This window comes from Mesorhizobium sp. B2-3-15, assembly GCF_006442875.1.
Taxonomy (GTDB): domain Bacteria; phylum Pseudomonadota; class Alphaproteobacteria; order Rhizobiales; family Rhizobiaceae; genus Mesorhizobium; species Mesorhizobium australicum.
The window spans coordinates 193605-208569 of the sequence record NZ_VFVO01000002.1 but is presented as its reverse complement, the minus strand read 5'-3'; the positions used below and the strand labels follow the sequence as shown (position 1 = coordinate 208569).

Here is a 14965-nt window from a genome sequence, read left to right as displayed (position 1 = left end):
TCCCTGTGCCCGCCATAGCGCGCAACCGCAAGTGTATAGTGCATAATTTGTTAAGCGGCTTCGGTTTGGCCTGGCAGAAGAGCTTATGCCGCCGGCCCTATGCGCAGCATGTGATTGTCCCAGACATAGTCCGGCTCCGTCCGCGTGGCACCACCGCCCTCGATGATCTCGCCGGCGCCCGTGGTGGCCATGAACCCTGCCCCGTCGGGCGCCACGCCGCAGACCTCGACCAGCGCGCTGGAGGAGACGATCCGGCCGCTGCCCGCATCGATCACGACAAGCGAATTGCCTTCCGGCGAGGAGACGGCGACGGTGCCGGCACCAGGATTGGCGGCGACCGAGCCGATATAGTTGCGGAAACCGGACAGCACATCCCGCGGCATGTCGAGCAATGCCAACTCCTTACCCCGCGCGGCGCGACCGACCAGAAGCGGACGATCGGTGCCGGAGCCCCTGTATTGGCAGCCGAACCAGACGGTGCCGGTCTGGTCGATATCCATGTGGCGGATCGACAGTTGGTGGAGAGCGGCCGGCAGTTCATGCTTTTCGATCAGGTCGCCGGTGACGCGGTCGACCAGCACATAGGAAGGTTTCATGGTGGCAATGTTGAGCTCGGCGCGTCCATAGTCTGGGTGGGTCTCGATGCCGCCATTGGCGACCGCGATCGTCTTGCCATCGCCCAGCAGAAGAAGTTCGTGCGGGCCCATGCCGTAGGTCGGGAATTCGCCGACGCGATTGAATTTCGCCCGCGCGTCATAGACCCCGACCACGCCAGCGGCGTTGTCGAAGTCGTTCTCGGTGGCGTAGAGCAGAGCGCCGTCGGGCGAGAAGACACCATGACCGAAGAAGTGCCGGCCCGCGATGCTGGCGATGGTCTGCGAGGCGTCGCGCCCGGCGTGATCGAAAACGACGGCGAAGGTGCCGGGCTGGCGGGCGAAAACCACCGAACGCTTCGATATCGGATCGAAGGTGACGTCATGACCGCGATCGGGCAGGTCGATCGCATGCAGCACCTTGCCGGCCTCAGACAGGACGGCGGCACCAAAACTGCCGTCGCGCTTGACGAAGGCGGTGGCGAACACGGCATCCACCGCGAGCGTATTTGCCCAGGCCGAGGGCGTCACGGCGGCGGCAAAGCCAATGCCGGCGGCCCTCAAGAAATCGCGGCGGTCGATGAGACGCGTTTTCAAGACATGGCCCTCCCCTGCACTGGCCGGCTCCAAGACATGGTAATTTTTAGGGATCGGAGCTGACGCTTGGCACCTGCCGATTCTTCGAATGACTCATCGCAGACGTTGGAAGTTGGCCGAAGCCTCCGGAACTTCGTCATCCTTGGGCGGAGCAGGAGCGTAGCTCCGTCGCGGAGACCCAAGGATCCATGCCGTGACTTTCGCCGAGGAATGCAGCAGAGCAGAATTCTGAACCGTTGCAAGGCCTTGCGGTCACGGCATGGATGCTGGGATCTACGCCGCGTCGCTTCGCTCCTTGCTTCGCCCCAGGATGACGAAGCTATGGGCGTTTCGGCCAATCTCAAGGTCACGCTCAGTCTCCATCCAGCGACGAGAAGCCGGCGGTCAGGCCGAATTCGGCGGTCAGCCTGGTGCCGATCAGGGTCGACAGGCTGGAGGTGATGAGGGCGAGATGCTCGAGTTTTTCGCGCAGCGCCGGATCGGCGAGCGCCTTGTCGATCGGACCCTGGACGGCCTTGGCGGTCGCAACGCCGTTGATCAGCTGGATGTGGATCGACTCTGCCATCCAGCGCGCATCCGGCGGCAGCGCGTTGCCGAGCTTCGACACCTGGAACAGCGCATCGATGCCGGCCAGATTTCCGGCCAGCGCGTTGGCGGTGTTTTGCGAACGCCAGTAGATCGCCTGTTTTGGCTTGTCGGCCTCGGGCTTGGCGCCCAGAAAACCCTTCAGGCGCACGTCACGGACCATTTCCAGTTCGTTGATGAAGACGCCGACCAGTTCGGTGACCGCCTCGTTGCCATCGCGATAGAGCGGGTTTTGCGGCCCCGGATTGGCCCACAGTGCCGCGAATCCGTCTGGTTTGTCCCAGGCCGCGCTGACGTCCGCGGCGATGGTTTCGATGTTGCCGGCGACAGCCGCCCCGTAAGCGCAGCGATAGGGTTCAGCCTTGCCCGTCAAGGCGTCGGCGCCGTCGCCGTAAAGCACGAATTCCAGCGCCCCGAGCCCCTGCATGGCAACGCTCTTGCCCGCAAGCTGGACAGGATCGGTGGCGGCGGGATCCTTGTCAGACAACGCCGCCTGCACCTGTTTCAGGCCGATGCTCTTGCGATCCGGCCAGAACAGCATGCGCTCCAGCCTGTTGTTCTCCTTGATCGGCCCGAAACCGATGATCTCGGCCGATGACCAGGCGTAGACGGTAGCCGAGAACGCGGCTCGCGCCGCTTCAAGGTCCGCTTGCGAGGGTGCCTCGCAAAGCTTGTGCATGGCTTTGGCGAGGGCTTTCGCATGCTGGTGCAGGTCCTCATATGCCGGGCGGACAAAGCCGTCGATCGCGCGCTGGATGACATCAGAGGCTTTCACCGCGGCCGATGCGGGCAAGGCGCCCAGCAGAACCAGCGGAAGAACGAGAACCAGCGCGAAACGCTTCGCCATCAGAGTGACTCCAGAAATTTGACCAATGCATCGCGCTCGGTGGCGCTAGTGGCGGCAAAGCGGTCGCGCGCCTTCTGCGCCTCGCCGCCATGCCACAAGATGGCCTCGACCAAAGTGCGCGCACGGCCATCGTGCAGATAGAAGGAATTGCCGTTGACCATTTCAGTGAGGCCGATGCCCCATAGCGGCGGCGTGCGCCACTCATTGCCAGTCGCATCGCCCACAGCTTGGCCGTCGGCAAGATCCGGCCCCATGTCGTGCAGCAGGAAATCGGAATAAGGCCAGATCAACTGGAACGCCTGCGGCTTGTCAGGTGCATCGCGACGGGTAACGAATTTCGGCGTGTGACAGGCAACGCAGCCGATTTCATAAAAGACCTTCTTGCCGGCGAGCACCTCAGGCGAGGCGAGGTCGCGTCGCGCCGGCACCGCCAGGTTGCGCGAATAGAAGGTGACGAGATCCATCACCGGCGCCGGCGCCTCGACCGGGCCGAGGCGCGCCTGCACGCCGTTGGGCATGGCGAGGCACTTTTCCTGCGCGGCGGTGCAATCGCCCCAGTGTTTCGGCGCCTCCGGCGTCGAGATGCCGATATCGCCGGCAAAGGCATCGGCGGCCTGCTGGCGGATCGACGCGGTCTGCGCCTTCCAGCCGAAACGGCCAAGCGTCAGCTCGCCGCTCAGGCCATCACGCACGATGTTGGGCTTGCCGGAAATACCATCGCCATCCCTGTCGTCAGGGTCGGCACGGGCCAGAATGTCGGCCGGCGCGATCTGTTCGATGAGGCCGAGGCCGATCATCGGCGGCGTCAGGCGCGGCGACAGCGTGGTGTGCGGATCGAGCGGCCCGTAGCCGAGATCATCGATCGTATAGGCGGGTTTGCGCAGTAAAACCGCGGTGCCGTCCGGCAGTTCCACCTTCCGTTCCCGATAGTCGACACGCATCCTGCCCTCACCCCTGAGACCAGGCACGGCCAGTTGCTGCAATTGCGTGCCATAGACCGGGTCTGGAAGGTTGAGCAGCCTATAGTCGGCGAGCGCCGCCTTTTCTTCCGCGCTGCTGGCATCGCGCGCCAGCCGCAGGAACATCGAGGTGGTGGCAACATCGGCTTGCGGCGGCCGTCCGCGTCCATCCTTCAGATGGCAGTTCTGGCAGGCCCGTTCGTTGAACAAGGGTCCGAGCCCATCCGATGCCTGCGTCGAGGACGGCGATGAGACCCAGTTCTTGCGGAAAAGCGCATTGCCGAGCTTGAAGGTGCCTTCTTCCTCGAAGCTGATGTTGGCCGAAGATTGCGAGAAGGAATCACGGCTGATGTCTTTCCGCGAGGTGCCGGCGCCACCTTGCATCAGTTCGAAAGGCTCGGGCTTGGAAAAATCCGTGGTCGGCCTGGTAATGGCTGTGACGCGCACCTGATCCTTGGCATTAAGGTCGGTGCGCGTGGTGGCGAGACCGGCGGGTAGAAGGTCGCCGGCGATGGCAGAAGTGGTCAGCGCCAGCATCAGAATAATGCCGTGCCGACCAGCCGATATGGCTGGCATTTTCCGGAGGCGCGGCGGGCCCTTGGCCCGCCGCAAGCGGCGCAGGACGTCTAAGAGGCGCCGCATTCCCGCATATCCTTAGTCCGCCTCGTCCGCCGGTGCGGCGTTGAGCTGGCCGTACTTTTCCTCACCGATCGAGGCCAGCAGGTCGAGCTGCGTCTCGAGGAAGTCGATATGGCTTTCCTCGTCGGCGAGCAGTTCCTCGAACAGTTTCATCGTCACGTAGTCGCCCGCTTCCTCGCAGATTTCGCGCGAGCGCTTATAGGCAGTGCGCGCGTCATACTCACCGGCTAAGTCGGATTCGAGCACTTCCTTGACGTTCTGGCCGATGCGCAGCGGCGCCACGGACTGCAGGTTGGGATGGCCTTCAAGGAAGATGATGCGGGCGACGAGCTTGTCGGCGTGGTGCATCTCCTCGATCGATTCCGCCCGCTCCTTCTTGGCCAGCTTGGCGTATCCCCAATCCTCGAGCAGGCGGAAATGCACCCAATACTGGTTGACGGCGCCGAGCTCCAGAAAAAGAGCTTCGTTAAGCCGCTCGATGATCTGTGGTTCGCCTTTCATGGGTCCTGCTCCCGTATTGGACGCGCAGGCCTCTGACGCGATCCAGATGTGAAACGATGTCCACGCCGCTTGCCTGCGAGCGGGCGTGGTAGTTCTCGGTGACCCGAATGATCGTTTCGACCACATTTGGGAAGCAGCCGCAACAGCGACCCCGTTTGTGCATGGCGTGATAGACCTTTGCCGGCACGATGAGCTGCCAGGGATCCTGATCCAGCAGGTCGATGATCGTCTGCTCGATCTCCTTCTCGGTGATGATGTTGCAATGGCAGATCAGCATTTTCGTCGCTCTGGCTGACGGCGCTCCGATGCGCCGTTTGGCTGGGGGCTTACTTGAACACCTTGTCGGGCGCGTCGAGACTGTCGGAGCCTTCGAAGGCGATGTTGTTGAGCTTCAAGGCGCCGACGGCGCGTTCGATCGACTTGGTCTGGTCGATCAATGCGTCGATTGCCGCCTGCACGGTGGCATTGCCCGCCGTATTGCCCTCGGCGATCTGCTGGTCGTAGGCCTCGCCGGCCAATGCCCGTGCCTTGATGGCTTCCATCTTGGCGACCGAAACATCGAGCTTGTCGGACAGCTCCTTGTCGATTGCCGGATCGGCCGCCTTGACCATGTCGTGCACCGAGGCGCCCGAAATGATGGTGCCGTCCAGCCTGGTGTAACTGGCGTGATAGGCGGCGCGAATGCCGACTGCATCATAGAGATGTGAGTTGTAGGTGTTGTCGGAGAAGCAATCTTGCTCCTCTTCCGGATCATGCAGCAGCAGGCCGAGCTTCATGCGTTCGCCGGCCAGTTCACCGTAGGACAACGAGCCCATGCCAGTGAAGATGATCGAGATCGCGGTGTTCGGCTCGCCATCGACGAGGTTCTTGCGCGCGGTGCCGTCTTCCTTCCAGTCGTTGACCATCTTCTGCAGGTCGGCGACCAGAAGGTCAGTTGCCGATGTCAGGTACTGTGCGCGGCGGGCGCAATTGCCGCCGGTGCAGTTCTTGAGGTCGTAGTCCGTATAGGGACGCTCGCCGGCGCCTGGACCGGTGCCGTGCAGATCCTGGCCCCAAAGCAGGAACTCGATGGCGTGATAGCCGGTAGCGACGTTGGCTTCGATACCGCCGGCTTGCTGCAAGGTGCCGGAGAGGAATTCCGGCGAAAGCGTCGCGGCGTCGATCTTCTTGCCGTTGATCTCGATCTCCTTGTTGGCGATCACATTGGCGGTGTAGAGCGAATTCGCGTCCGATTCCGTGCCGTAGCTCTTGGCGACATAGTCGATCAGGCCTTCGTCCAGCGGCCAGGAATTCACCTCGCCCTCCCAGTCGTCGACGACCTTGTTGCCGAAGCGATAGACCTCGGTCTGCTGGTAGGGGACGCGGGCCGCCTTCCAGGCGTCGCGGGCGGCATTGAGCGTCTCCGCCGACGGGTTGGCCAGCAGCGCGTCGACCGCCTTGTCCAGCGTCCGCGCCGTGGTTAGCGAATCCTCGTACTTGGCAAGCGCGATGTCGGAATAGGTCTTGATCACCGCCTTCGCATCGGTTTGCGCCTTTGCAGGCAGCACGAACACCGCCGCCGTCAGCAGCGCCGTGGCGCCGATCGCCACAAGCCTGCTGCCATATCGTGCCGTCATTATCGCTCTCCAGTTTCTCGGGAATTCCGCAAACGGCGCGCGCGGCAACCGGCACCAGGCCGTGTGCATGCCACCGGCCGCAAGATATGCCGCGCTGCCGCGCGGCTCAGGGAAGAAAGACACCAAAATGCCTCCAATCGAACGGGTTCAAGGCCCAGACATCAAAGGGATGCGCCAATGCGCAAGCTTCCTTAAAACTTCGAGTTCGATGGAGTCAACGGAAATTGCTGAAAAACCTAATCGAAACAACAGTTTAGAATTATTCTAAACTACAACTGTCAACTTTACGCGTTCCCTTGCACCGACTTTGCGGCCGAACTGTACGATTGACAGTCGCCATCCCGGGTGCGACCCGCAGACACTCTCTTGCGGCGGTGCCAGGCAATTGCCGCTTGGCGAGACGTCCTAGGATCGAATTGGGATCGGAATGCGATGAAGAACGGCGTGGTCATTGTCGGTGCGGGTCATGCGGGCGTGCAGGCAGCCGCCAGTCTGCGCGAGGATGGCTATGATGGGCCGGTGATCCTGGTGGGCGACGAGAATGAACTGCCCTATCACAAGCCGCCGCTGTCGAAGACTTTTATCAAGGATGCCACGGCCAAACCGCAGCCCTTGCGCGGCGAAGCCTTCTACACCGGCAGCGCCATCGACTACCGGCCGGGCATCCGGATCGAGCGCATCGATGTCGGCCGCGGCAGTCTCGACATCGCCGGCGGTGGCGCACTTGTCTTCGACCATCTGATCCTGGCGACCGGATCGCGCCCGCGTGCCTTGCCATTACCCGGCGCGGAGCTGTTCGGCGTGGTGTCGCTGCGCTCGCTGGCCGATGCCCGGCTGATCCGGGACTTGAGCGCGCACAGCGAAGATGTCGTTATTCTCGGCGGCGGCTTCATCGGACTGGAAATCGCCGCGACGCTTCGGGCGGCGGGCCGCACCGTCACCGTTGTCGAGGCGGTCGACCGGCTGCTTGGCCGCGCCGTGGCGCCGGTGGTGGCTAGCCATGTCCGGCAAAGGCTGGAATCGACAGGCGTGCGCATCCTGACCGGCACCTCGATTGCAAGGCTCGAAGGCGAAGACGGCCATGTCACCGCAGCGATCACCACCTCAGGCGAAAGGCTGCCGGCGCGCATGGTCGTGGTGGGCATCGGTGCCGTGCCGAATGTCGAACTGGCGCAGGAAGCCGGCCTCACCATCGCCAACGGCATCCGCGTCGATCACCAGATGCGCAGCTCGGTACCGAACATCCTCGCCATCGGCGACGCCGCCTCGTACCGGCACTGGTTCACCGGCGGCGACGTGCGGCTGGAATCGGTGCAAAACGCCACCGACCAGGCGCGGCTCGCCGCGCGCACCATATCAGGCCACGCCGACGCTTATTCGGCGGTGCCATGGTTCTGGTCCGACATTGGCGACATGAAATTGCAGATGGTCGGGCTGACATCAGGCGGCGACAGCCATGTCGTGCTCGGTGACCTGCCCGACAACAAGTTCTCGATCTACCACTACGCGGGAGACCGGCTGCTCGGCATCGAATCCGTCAACCGCCCCGGCGACCACATGCTTGGCCGCAAGATGCTCGGTGCCGGCTTCTCGCCGACACCGCAGACGGTGGCCACGGGTCCCGAAGGGCTGAAGGCGGCTCTGGCTGCCTTTCAGCAGGATGAGCTGGCAAGAGCTGCGGGATAGCCGCCCTCCCCTTGTGGGAGGGTCGCTGCGAAGCAGCGGCGGGGTGGGTCGGCGCCAAGCCCCCCACCCGGACCTGCGGTCCGACCTCCCCACGAGGGGGAGGTAACGTGGTTCAGGCTGCGCAGACTTCGCGGATCGAGCTTTCCAGAATGTCGAGCGCTTCGTTCATGACCTCGTCCTGGATGGTGATCGGCGCCAGGAAGCGGATGACGTTGCCGTAGACGCCGCAGGTCAACAGGATCAGACCCTTGTCGAGAGCCTTCAGGCGGATCGCGTTGGCGATCTCGGCCGACGGCAGGCCTTTCTTGACGTCGTTGAACTCGACCGCGTTCATGAAGCCCAGACCCCTGATGTCGACGATCTCGGGCACGTCGTCACGGATCGACTGCAGACGCTGCTTGAGCCGCGCACCCAGCGTGTTGGCGCGGTCGCAGAGCTTTTCGTCCTCGATGACATCCAGGACGGCGTGTGCCGCGGCGACGCCGATCGGGCTGCCGCCATAGGTGCCGCCGAGCCCGCCGGGGCTGGGTGCATCCATGATCTCGGCGCGGCCGGTGACCGCCGACAGCGGGAAGCCGCCGGCCAGGCTCTTGGCCATGGTGGTGATGTCGGCCGCCACCTCGTGATGGTCCATGGCGAACATCCTGCCGGTGCGGGCAAAGCCGGTCTGCACTTCGTCGGCGATGAGCAGCATGCCGTGCTGATCGCAGAGCTTGCGCAGCGCCGTCAGGAGTTCACGCGGCGCGTCGTAGAAGCCACCCTCGCCCTGAACCGGCTCGATGATGATCGCGGCGACGCGGGCCGGATCGACATCCGCCTTGAACAGCTTGTCAAGTGCCGCCAGCGAATCGGCGACCGAGACGCCATGCAGTTGCACGGGGAACGGCACGTGGTAGACGTCGCCCGGCATGGCGCCGAAGCCAACCTTGTAGGGCACGACCTTGCCGGTCAGCGCCATGCCCATGAAGGTGCGGCCGTGGAAGCCGCCGCCGAAGGCGATGACGGCCTGGCGGCCGGTGGCGTTGCGAGCGATCTTGATGGCATTCTCCACCGCCTCGGCGCCGGTGGTGACGAAGATCGTCTTCTTCTCGAACTTGCCGGGCAGCATGGCGTTCAGCCGTTCGGCCAGCCGCACATAGCTCTCGTAAGGCACGACCTGGTGGCAGGTGTGGGTGAAGCGGTCGAGTTGCGCCTTGACCGCCTCGATCACCTTGGGATGGCGATGGCCGGTGTTGACGACGGCGATGCCCGAGGAGAAGTCGATATAGCGGCGGCCCTCGACATCCCAGATCTCCGAATTCTCGGCCCGGTCGGCGTAGATTTGCGTGGTCATGCCGACGCCGCGCGAGATCGACTGGTTCTTGCGTTCGGAAATGGCGGAGTTCTTCATCATATCCCTCACCGGGCCGGCGCCCGTTCTGTTTGATGCCGTTGAGTTCCCTTCTGGCCTTATTTCAGGTTTTCCTCAAGCCGGCACCATCGCAGGGTCGATTGGGCCTGACTTAACCAGTCCGGCGATACGTCTACGAGACCGGTTTCCTTTTTTTCGGGATCGACTATCCTCCTGTTATCCGCGAGGGACCGCGATCAGCGACCGGCGCGCGGCCGAGGGGAGCCATGAGCAGGAACGTGACATCGTCCGTCTCGCCGCCATCCGCCAAAACTCCCAGCCTTTTGTCTTTTCCAGCCGCTTCAATTCTCGCCTGCACGGCCCTGGCGCTGCTCGCCGGTTGCCAAAAGCAGGCGGCGGCGGACAAGAAGCTGCCGGTCATGGTGCGCACCGAAACGGTGGCGATGGCCGACTATGCGCCGAGAACCTCGCTGACCGGGGTGATCGCGGCGCGCACGCTGAACAATCTTTCGTTCCGGGTTGGCGGACGCGTCGCCGAGCGGCTTGTCGATGTCGGCCAGCATGTCGATCAGGGGACAGTGCTTGCCCGCATCGATCCGCAGGAGCAGGAATCCGATCTGCGATCGGCGCAGGCCGATCTCGATGCCGCGCAGGCGCAACTGACCCAGGCCGCGGCCACTTTCGAGCGGCAAAAGACGCTGCTTGCCCAGGGTTTCACCACCAGGCGCGATTATGACGCGGCCGACCAGGCACTGAAGGTGGCGCAAGGCAGCGTCGATGCCGCGCAGAGCGCGCTCGCCAATGCCCGGCAGAACCTGTCTTTCACCGAACTCAAGGCCGGTGCCGCCGGCGTGATCACCGCCCGCCAGGTCGAAGCCGGCCAGGTGGTGCAGGCGGCGCAGACCGTCTTCACCGTTGCCGAGGACGGCGACCGCGACGCCGTGTTCAACGTGCAGGAGACGCTGGTCGCCAGGACGCCGGCCTCGCCGGCGGTGACGATCACGCTGTTATCCGATCCGCAGGTCAGAGCAACGGGCAAGGTGCGCGAGATCTCACCGGCGGTCGACCCGGCTTCGGGCTCGATAAGGGTCAAGGTAGCCATTCCCGAGACGCCCGCCGGCATGCCGCTTGGGGCGGCCGTCATCGGCTCGGTCGGCGCCAAGCCGGCGAAGGCGATCCTGTTGCCCTGGCAGGCCCTGACATCCAGCTCCGGCAAGCCGGCGGTCTGGATCGTCGATCCCGCGACCAAGGCAGTCGCGACGACGCCGGTCGAGGTGCTGGCGTTCGATTCGGGTACCGTCGTCATTGCCAAGGGACTTAACGAAGGCCAGAGCGTCGTTACATCAGGCGGGCAATTGCTCAGCCCCGGCCAGACAGTCGAAATATCGGGAGCGGCGCAATGAAGCGGCTCCTGCTTGGCCTTGCCGCGCTTGGCACGCTCGCAGCCTGTTCGAAATCGGAGGAAAAACCGCCGGAGATCGTCCGGCCGGTGCTGTCGGTCGTGGTCGAGCCGCGCACCACCCAGATCTTCGGTTTCGCCGGCTCGGTCGAACCACAGGTCAGTGCCGATCTTGCCTTCCGACTGCTCGGTCGCGTCGTCTCGCGCGACGTCAAGGTCGGCGACATCGTCAGCAAGGGCACGACGATCGCGGCACTCGACCCGACCGCGCTGGAGCTGGCCGTCCAGGCGGCCAGGGCCGAACTCTCCAATGCGCAGGCGCAGTTCGCCAATGCCGCGGCCAGCGAGGAGCGCCAGCGCCAGTTGCTCACCTCGGCCAATACGTCGCAGTCCGTCTTCGATGCCGCGCAGCAGGCACGCAAAGCCGCGGAAGCCAGCGTCGAGCGGGCCAAGGCTTCGCTGGCCAAGTCCCAGGAGCAGCTCGGCTACGCCAGGCTGTTCTCGGATTTCGACGGCGTCGTCACCGCCGTCGGCGCGGAGGTCGGCCAAACCGTCTCACCGGGCCAGACGGTCGTCACCGTGGCACGCTCGGACCCGCGTGAAGCGGTTGTCGATATTCCCGACCAGTTGACCAGCGATCTCTCGGCCGGCACGCCCTTCCAGGTCATCTTGCAGTCGCTGCCGACAATCCAGACAGAGGCCAAGCTGCGCGAGATCGCGCCCCAGTCCGAGGGCTCGACCCGCACCCGGCGCGTCAAGCTGACGCTCACCAATCCGCCGCAAGCCTTCAGGCTCGGTTCGACGGTAACCGCGACCCGGATGACCAAGGTCGTACCAACGATCGAACTGCCCATCTCGGCGCTGCTCGAAAAAAACGGTTCTGAAAAAGTGTGGATCGTCGATCCAAAGACGTCGAGCGTGAGCGCGCGCGATATCAAGGTCGCTTCGAAGTCTGGAGGCACCTTCACCGTGGCGGACGGGCTCGAAGCCGGCATGCGCGTCGTCACTGCCGGCGTTCACAGCCTCGTCGACGGCCAGAAGGTCAAAGTGCCCGCGGGAGGGGCCTCATGAAGGGCTTCAACCTCTCCGACTGGGCGCTCAACCACCGCTCGCTGGTCTGGTATTTCATGCTGGTCTTCGTGGTGGCCGGCGTATTTTCCTATCTCAATCTCGGCCGCGAGGAAGATCCCAACTTCACCATCAAGACCATGATCATCCAGGCCAACTGGCCGGGTGCCTCGGTCAAGGAGACGGTGCAGCAGGTGACCGATCGCATCGAGAAAAAGCTCGAGGAGCTCGACAGTCTCGACTTCACCAGATCCGTCACCACCGCCGGCCAGACCGTCATCTTCGTCAACCTGAAGGACACCACCAAGGCGCGCGACGTCGTGCCGAACTGGCTTCAGGTGCGCAACATGGTCAACGACATCAAGGCGCAGTTTCCGCAAGGCGTGCAGGGACCGTTCTTCAACGACCGCTTCGGCGATGTCTACGGCAACATCTATGCCTTCACATCAGACGGGCTGACGCCACGCCAGTTGCGCGACTATGTGGAGGATGTCAGGACCAAGATCCTGACCGTGCCCAATGCCGGCAAGGTCGATCTGGTCGGCGCGCAGGACGAGGCCATCTATCTCGAATTCTCGACCCGCCAGATAGCGGCGCTTGGCCTCAACCAGCAGCAAATCGTCGCCAGCCTGCAGGCCCAGAATGCGATCACCCCGTCCGGCGTCATTCAGTCCGGGCCGGAGCGCATCAGCGTGCGCGTCGGCGGCCAGTTCACCTCCGAGGAGAGCCTGCGCGCGATCAACCTGCGCGTCAACGATCGGTTCTTCCGGCTGAGCGACGTGGCGACTATCACGCGCGGTTATGCCGACCCGCCGACGGCCTTGTTCCGCTTCAACGGCCAGAACGCGATCGGGCTTGCCATCGGCATGAAGCCCAACGCCAATCTGCTCAAATTCGGCGAGGCGCTTCATGAGGAGATGAACAAGGTGCTGGCCGACCTGCCGGTCGGCGTCGGCGTGCATCTGGTAGCCGACCAGCCCGTCATCGTCGAGGAGGCGGTCTCAGGGTTCACGCGTGCGCTGTTCGAGGCGGTGGCGATCGTGCTTGCCGTCTCGTTCATCAGCCTTGGCATGCGCGCCGGCTTCGTGGTGGCGCTGTCGATCCCGCTAGTGCTGGCCATCACCTTCACGGTCATGGAATATCTGGGGATATCGCTGCAGCGCATTTCGCTCGGCGCTCTGATCATCGCGCTCGGGCTGCTGGTCGACGACGCGATGATCGCGGTCGAAATGATGGTGGCGCGGCTGGAGGTCGGCGACAGCCTGCGCAAGGCGGCGACCCATGTCTACACCTCGACCGCCTTCCCGATGCTGACCGGCACGCTGGTGACGGTCGCGGGCTTCATCCCGATCGGGCTCAACTCGAGTGCTGCCGGCGAATACACCTTCACCTTGTTCGTCGTTATCGCGGTGTCGCTGCTGGTGTCATGGATCGTGGCGGTGCTGTTTGCGCCGCTGCTCGGCGTGACCATCCTGCCGGCGACAATGAAGACCAAGCATCACGACCAGCCAGGGCGCTTCACGTCACTGTTCCGGCGTGTCCTTGTCGGCTCGGTGCGCCATCACTGGCTGACGATCATCGTGACCGTGCTTCTGTTCGCCGCCTCGATCGCCGGCTTCGGCCTGGTGCAGCAGCAGTTCTTCCCACCTTCCGACCGACCGGAGCTGATCGTCGATTGGAACCTGCCACAGAACTCCTCGATTACCGAAACGCGCGACCAGATGGAGCGCTTCGAACAGCGGGCGCTGGTCGGCAATCCCGACATCGACCACTTTTCCTCCTATATCGGTCAGGGCGCCGTGCGCTTCGTACTGGCCTATGACGTGCAGCCCGCCAATCCCTATTTCGGCCAGACGGTGATCGTCACCAAGAGCATCGAGGCGCGCAACCGGGTGAAGCCGGCGCTGGAGAAACTGCTGCGCGCGGAGTTTGTCGGCACCGACGCTTTCGTCAAGCCGCTTGAACTCGGACCGCCGGTCGGGCGGCCTGTGCAGTACCGCGTCGGCGGCCCCGACATCCAGACGGTGCGAGAACTGGCGCAGCAATTCGCCGGCGTGATCTCGGTCAATCCGAAACTCGCGGCGCCGACTTTCGACTGGAATGAACCGCAGCGTGTGCTGAGGGTCCACGTGCTGCAGGACAAGGCGCGCCAACTCGGCATCACCTCGTCCGACATCGCCAGCACGCTGAACAGCACGGTGGGCGGCGCGACGATCACGCAGGTGCGTGACGCGACGTACCTGATCAACGTCGTGGCTCGCTCGCGCGAGGCCGAGCGCGGCTCGATCGAGACGCTGCAAAACATCCAGTTGCCGACCGGAAATGGCGAGGCGATCCCACTCGCCGCGGTGGCCAATTTTCGCTACGATCTGGAGCAGCCCACCGTATGGCGACGCGACCGCATCCCGACCATCACCGTGCGCGCCGGCTTGGTCGGCGACGTGCTGCCGGCGACCGTCGTCAACGAGTTGAAACCGTCGGTCGACGCCTTCATCGCCAAGCTGCCGGCCGGCTATTCGGTCGAGACCGCCGGCTCGGTCGAGGAAAGCGCCAAGAGCCAGGGGCCGATCGCGGCCGTGGTGCCGCTGATGCTGTTCGTCATGGCGACCATCCTGATGGTGCAGTTGCAGAGCTTCCAGCGCCTGTTCCTGGTGGTGGCGGTGGCGCCGCTCGGGCTGATCGGCGTGGTCGCGGCCCTGGTGCCAAGCGGGGCTCCGCTGGGCTTCGTCGCCATTCTCGGCGTCTTGGCGCTGATCGGCATCCTGATCCGCAACTCGGTCATCCTGATCGTGCAGATCGAGGACCTTGTCGCCGAGGGCAGGGATCGCTGGGCCGCGGTCATCGAGGCAACGGAGCACCGCATGCGGCCGATCGCACTGACGGCGGCCGCGGCCAGCCTGGCGCTGATCCCGATCGCGCGCGAAGTGTTCTGGGGGCCGATGGCCTATGCGATGATGGGCGGCATCATCGCGGGTACCGCGATCACGCTCTTGTTCCTGCCGGCGCTTTATGTGACGTGGTTCAGGATCAAGGAGCCGAAGCGGGAACAGGGCGGCGAGGTAGACGTCGCCGCCGTTGCGGAAACTTAAGGCGAGGTCGAGCTCCTTGGCGTGACGCGGAGAAC

General features: G+C 64.0%; 11 protein-coding genes. 4 read left to right on the top strand and 7 right to left on the bottom strand.

Going from position 1 to position 14965, the window contains the following annotated elements:
* Nucleotides 1-83: 83 nt before the first annotated feature.
* The 6 genes from FJ954_RS05080 to FJ954_RS05055 form a co-directional block, all read right to left on the bottom strand.
* Complete coding sequence (locus FJ954_RS05080) at nt 84-1190, bottom strand: DUF1513 domain-containing protein (protein WP_140660639.1); 1107 nt, start codon at nt 1188-1190, stop codon at nt 84-86.
* A 352-nt stretch (nt 1191-1542) separates the two neighbouring features.
* Nucleotides 1543-2622, bottom strand: a complete 1080-nt coding sequence (locus tag FJ954_RS05075; protein WP_140660638.1) for an imelysin family protein — start codon at nt 2620-2622, stop codon at nt 1543-1545.
* The gene (locus FJ954_RS05070) at nt 2622-4223 is read right to left on the bottom strand and encodes a di-heme oxidoredictase family protein (protein ID WP_140660637.1); all 1602 of its coding nucleotides are present in this window, start codon (nt 4221-4223) and stop codon (nt 2622-2624) included. The genes FJ954_RS05075 and FJ954_RS05070 overlap by 1 nt, the downstream gene beginning before the upstream one ends.
* A 12-nt stretch (nt 4224-4235) precedes the next feature.
* The gene (gene bfr, locus FJ954_RS05065) at nt 4236-4721 is read right to left on the bottom strand and encodes a bacterioferritin (RefSeq protein ID WP_015314026.1); all 486 of its coding nucleotides are present in this window, start codon (nt 4719-4721) and stop codon (nt 4236-4238) included.
* Nucleotides 4687-4998 (bottom strand): (2Fe-2S)-binding protein, encoded by a 312-nt coding sequence (locus tag FJ954_RS05060; RefSeq protein ID WP_140660636.1) that lies wholly within the window; start codon nt 4996-4998, stop codon nt 4687-4689. Before FJ954_RS05060 ends, bfr begins: the two co-directional genes overlap by 35 nt.
* Nucleotides 4999-5047: 49 nt before the next feature.
* Nucleotides 5048-6337, bottom strand: a complete 1290-nt coding sequence (locus FJ954_RS05055) for an imelysin family protein (RefSeq protein ID WP_140660635.1) — start codon at nt 6335-6337, stop codon at nt 5048-5050.
* Nucleotides 6338-6769: 432 nt separating this feature from the next.
* Here FJ954_RS05055 and FJ954_RS05050 point away from each other — a divergent pair, with 432 nt between their 5' ends.
* Nucleotides 6770-8023, top strand: coding sequence for an FAD-dependent oxidoreductase (locus FJ954_RS05050; protein ID WP_140660634.1), 1254 nt, complete (start codon nt 6770-6772; stop codon nt 8021-8023).
* 112 nt (nt 8024-8135) lie between these two features.
* Here FJ954_RS05050 and FJ954_RS05045 read toward each other — a convergent pair whose 3' ends face one another.
* Nucleotides 8136-9413, bottom strand: coding sequence for a 4-aminobutyrate--2-oxoglutarate transaminase (locus tag FJ954_RS05045; protein ID WP_140660891.1), 1278 nt, complete (start codon nt 9411-9413; stop codon nt 8136-8138).
* Between the two features lie 227 nt (nt 9414-9640).
* Between FJ954_RS05045 and FJ954_RS05040 the strand changes: the two genes are divergently transcribed.
* The 3 genes from FJ954_RS05040 to FJ954_RS05030 are packed head-to-tail and all read left to right on the top strand — an operon-like array spanning nt 9641 to nt 14930.
* On the top strand, nt 9641-10777 hold the full coding sequence (locus FJ954_RS05040; RefSeq protein ID WP_140660633.1) for an efflux RND transporter periplasmic adaptor subunit: 1137 nt from the start codon (nt 9641-9643) through the stop codon (nt 10775-10777).
* Nucleotides 10774-11844 carry an efflux RND transporter periplasmic adaptor subunit gene (locus FJ954_RS05035; protein WP_140660632.1) on the top strand — a complete coding sequence of 357 codons (1071 nt, stop codon included), beginning with the start codon at nt 10774-10776 and terminating at the stop codon, nt 11842-11844. The genes FJ954_RS05040 and FJ954_RS05035 overlap by 4 nt, the downstream gene beginning before the upstream one ends.
* Nucleotides 11841-14930 (top strand): efflux RND transporter permease subunit, encoded by a 3090-nt coding sequence (locus FJ954_RS05030; RefSeq protein ID WP_140660631.1) that lies wholly within the window; start codon nt 11841-11843, stop codon nt 14928-14930. Before FJ954_RS05035 ends, FJ954_RS05030 begins: the two co-directional genes overlap by 4 nt.
* The last annotated feature ends 35 nt before the right edge of the window (nt 14931-14965 follow it).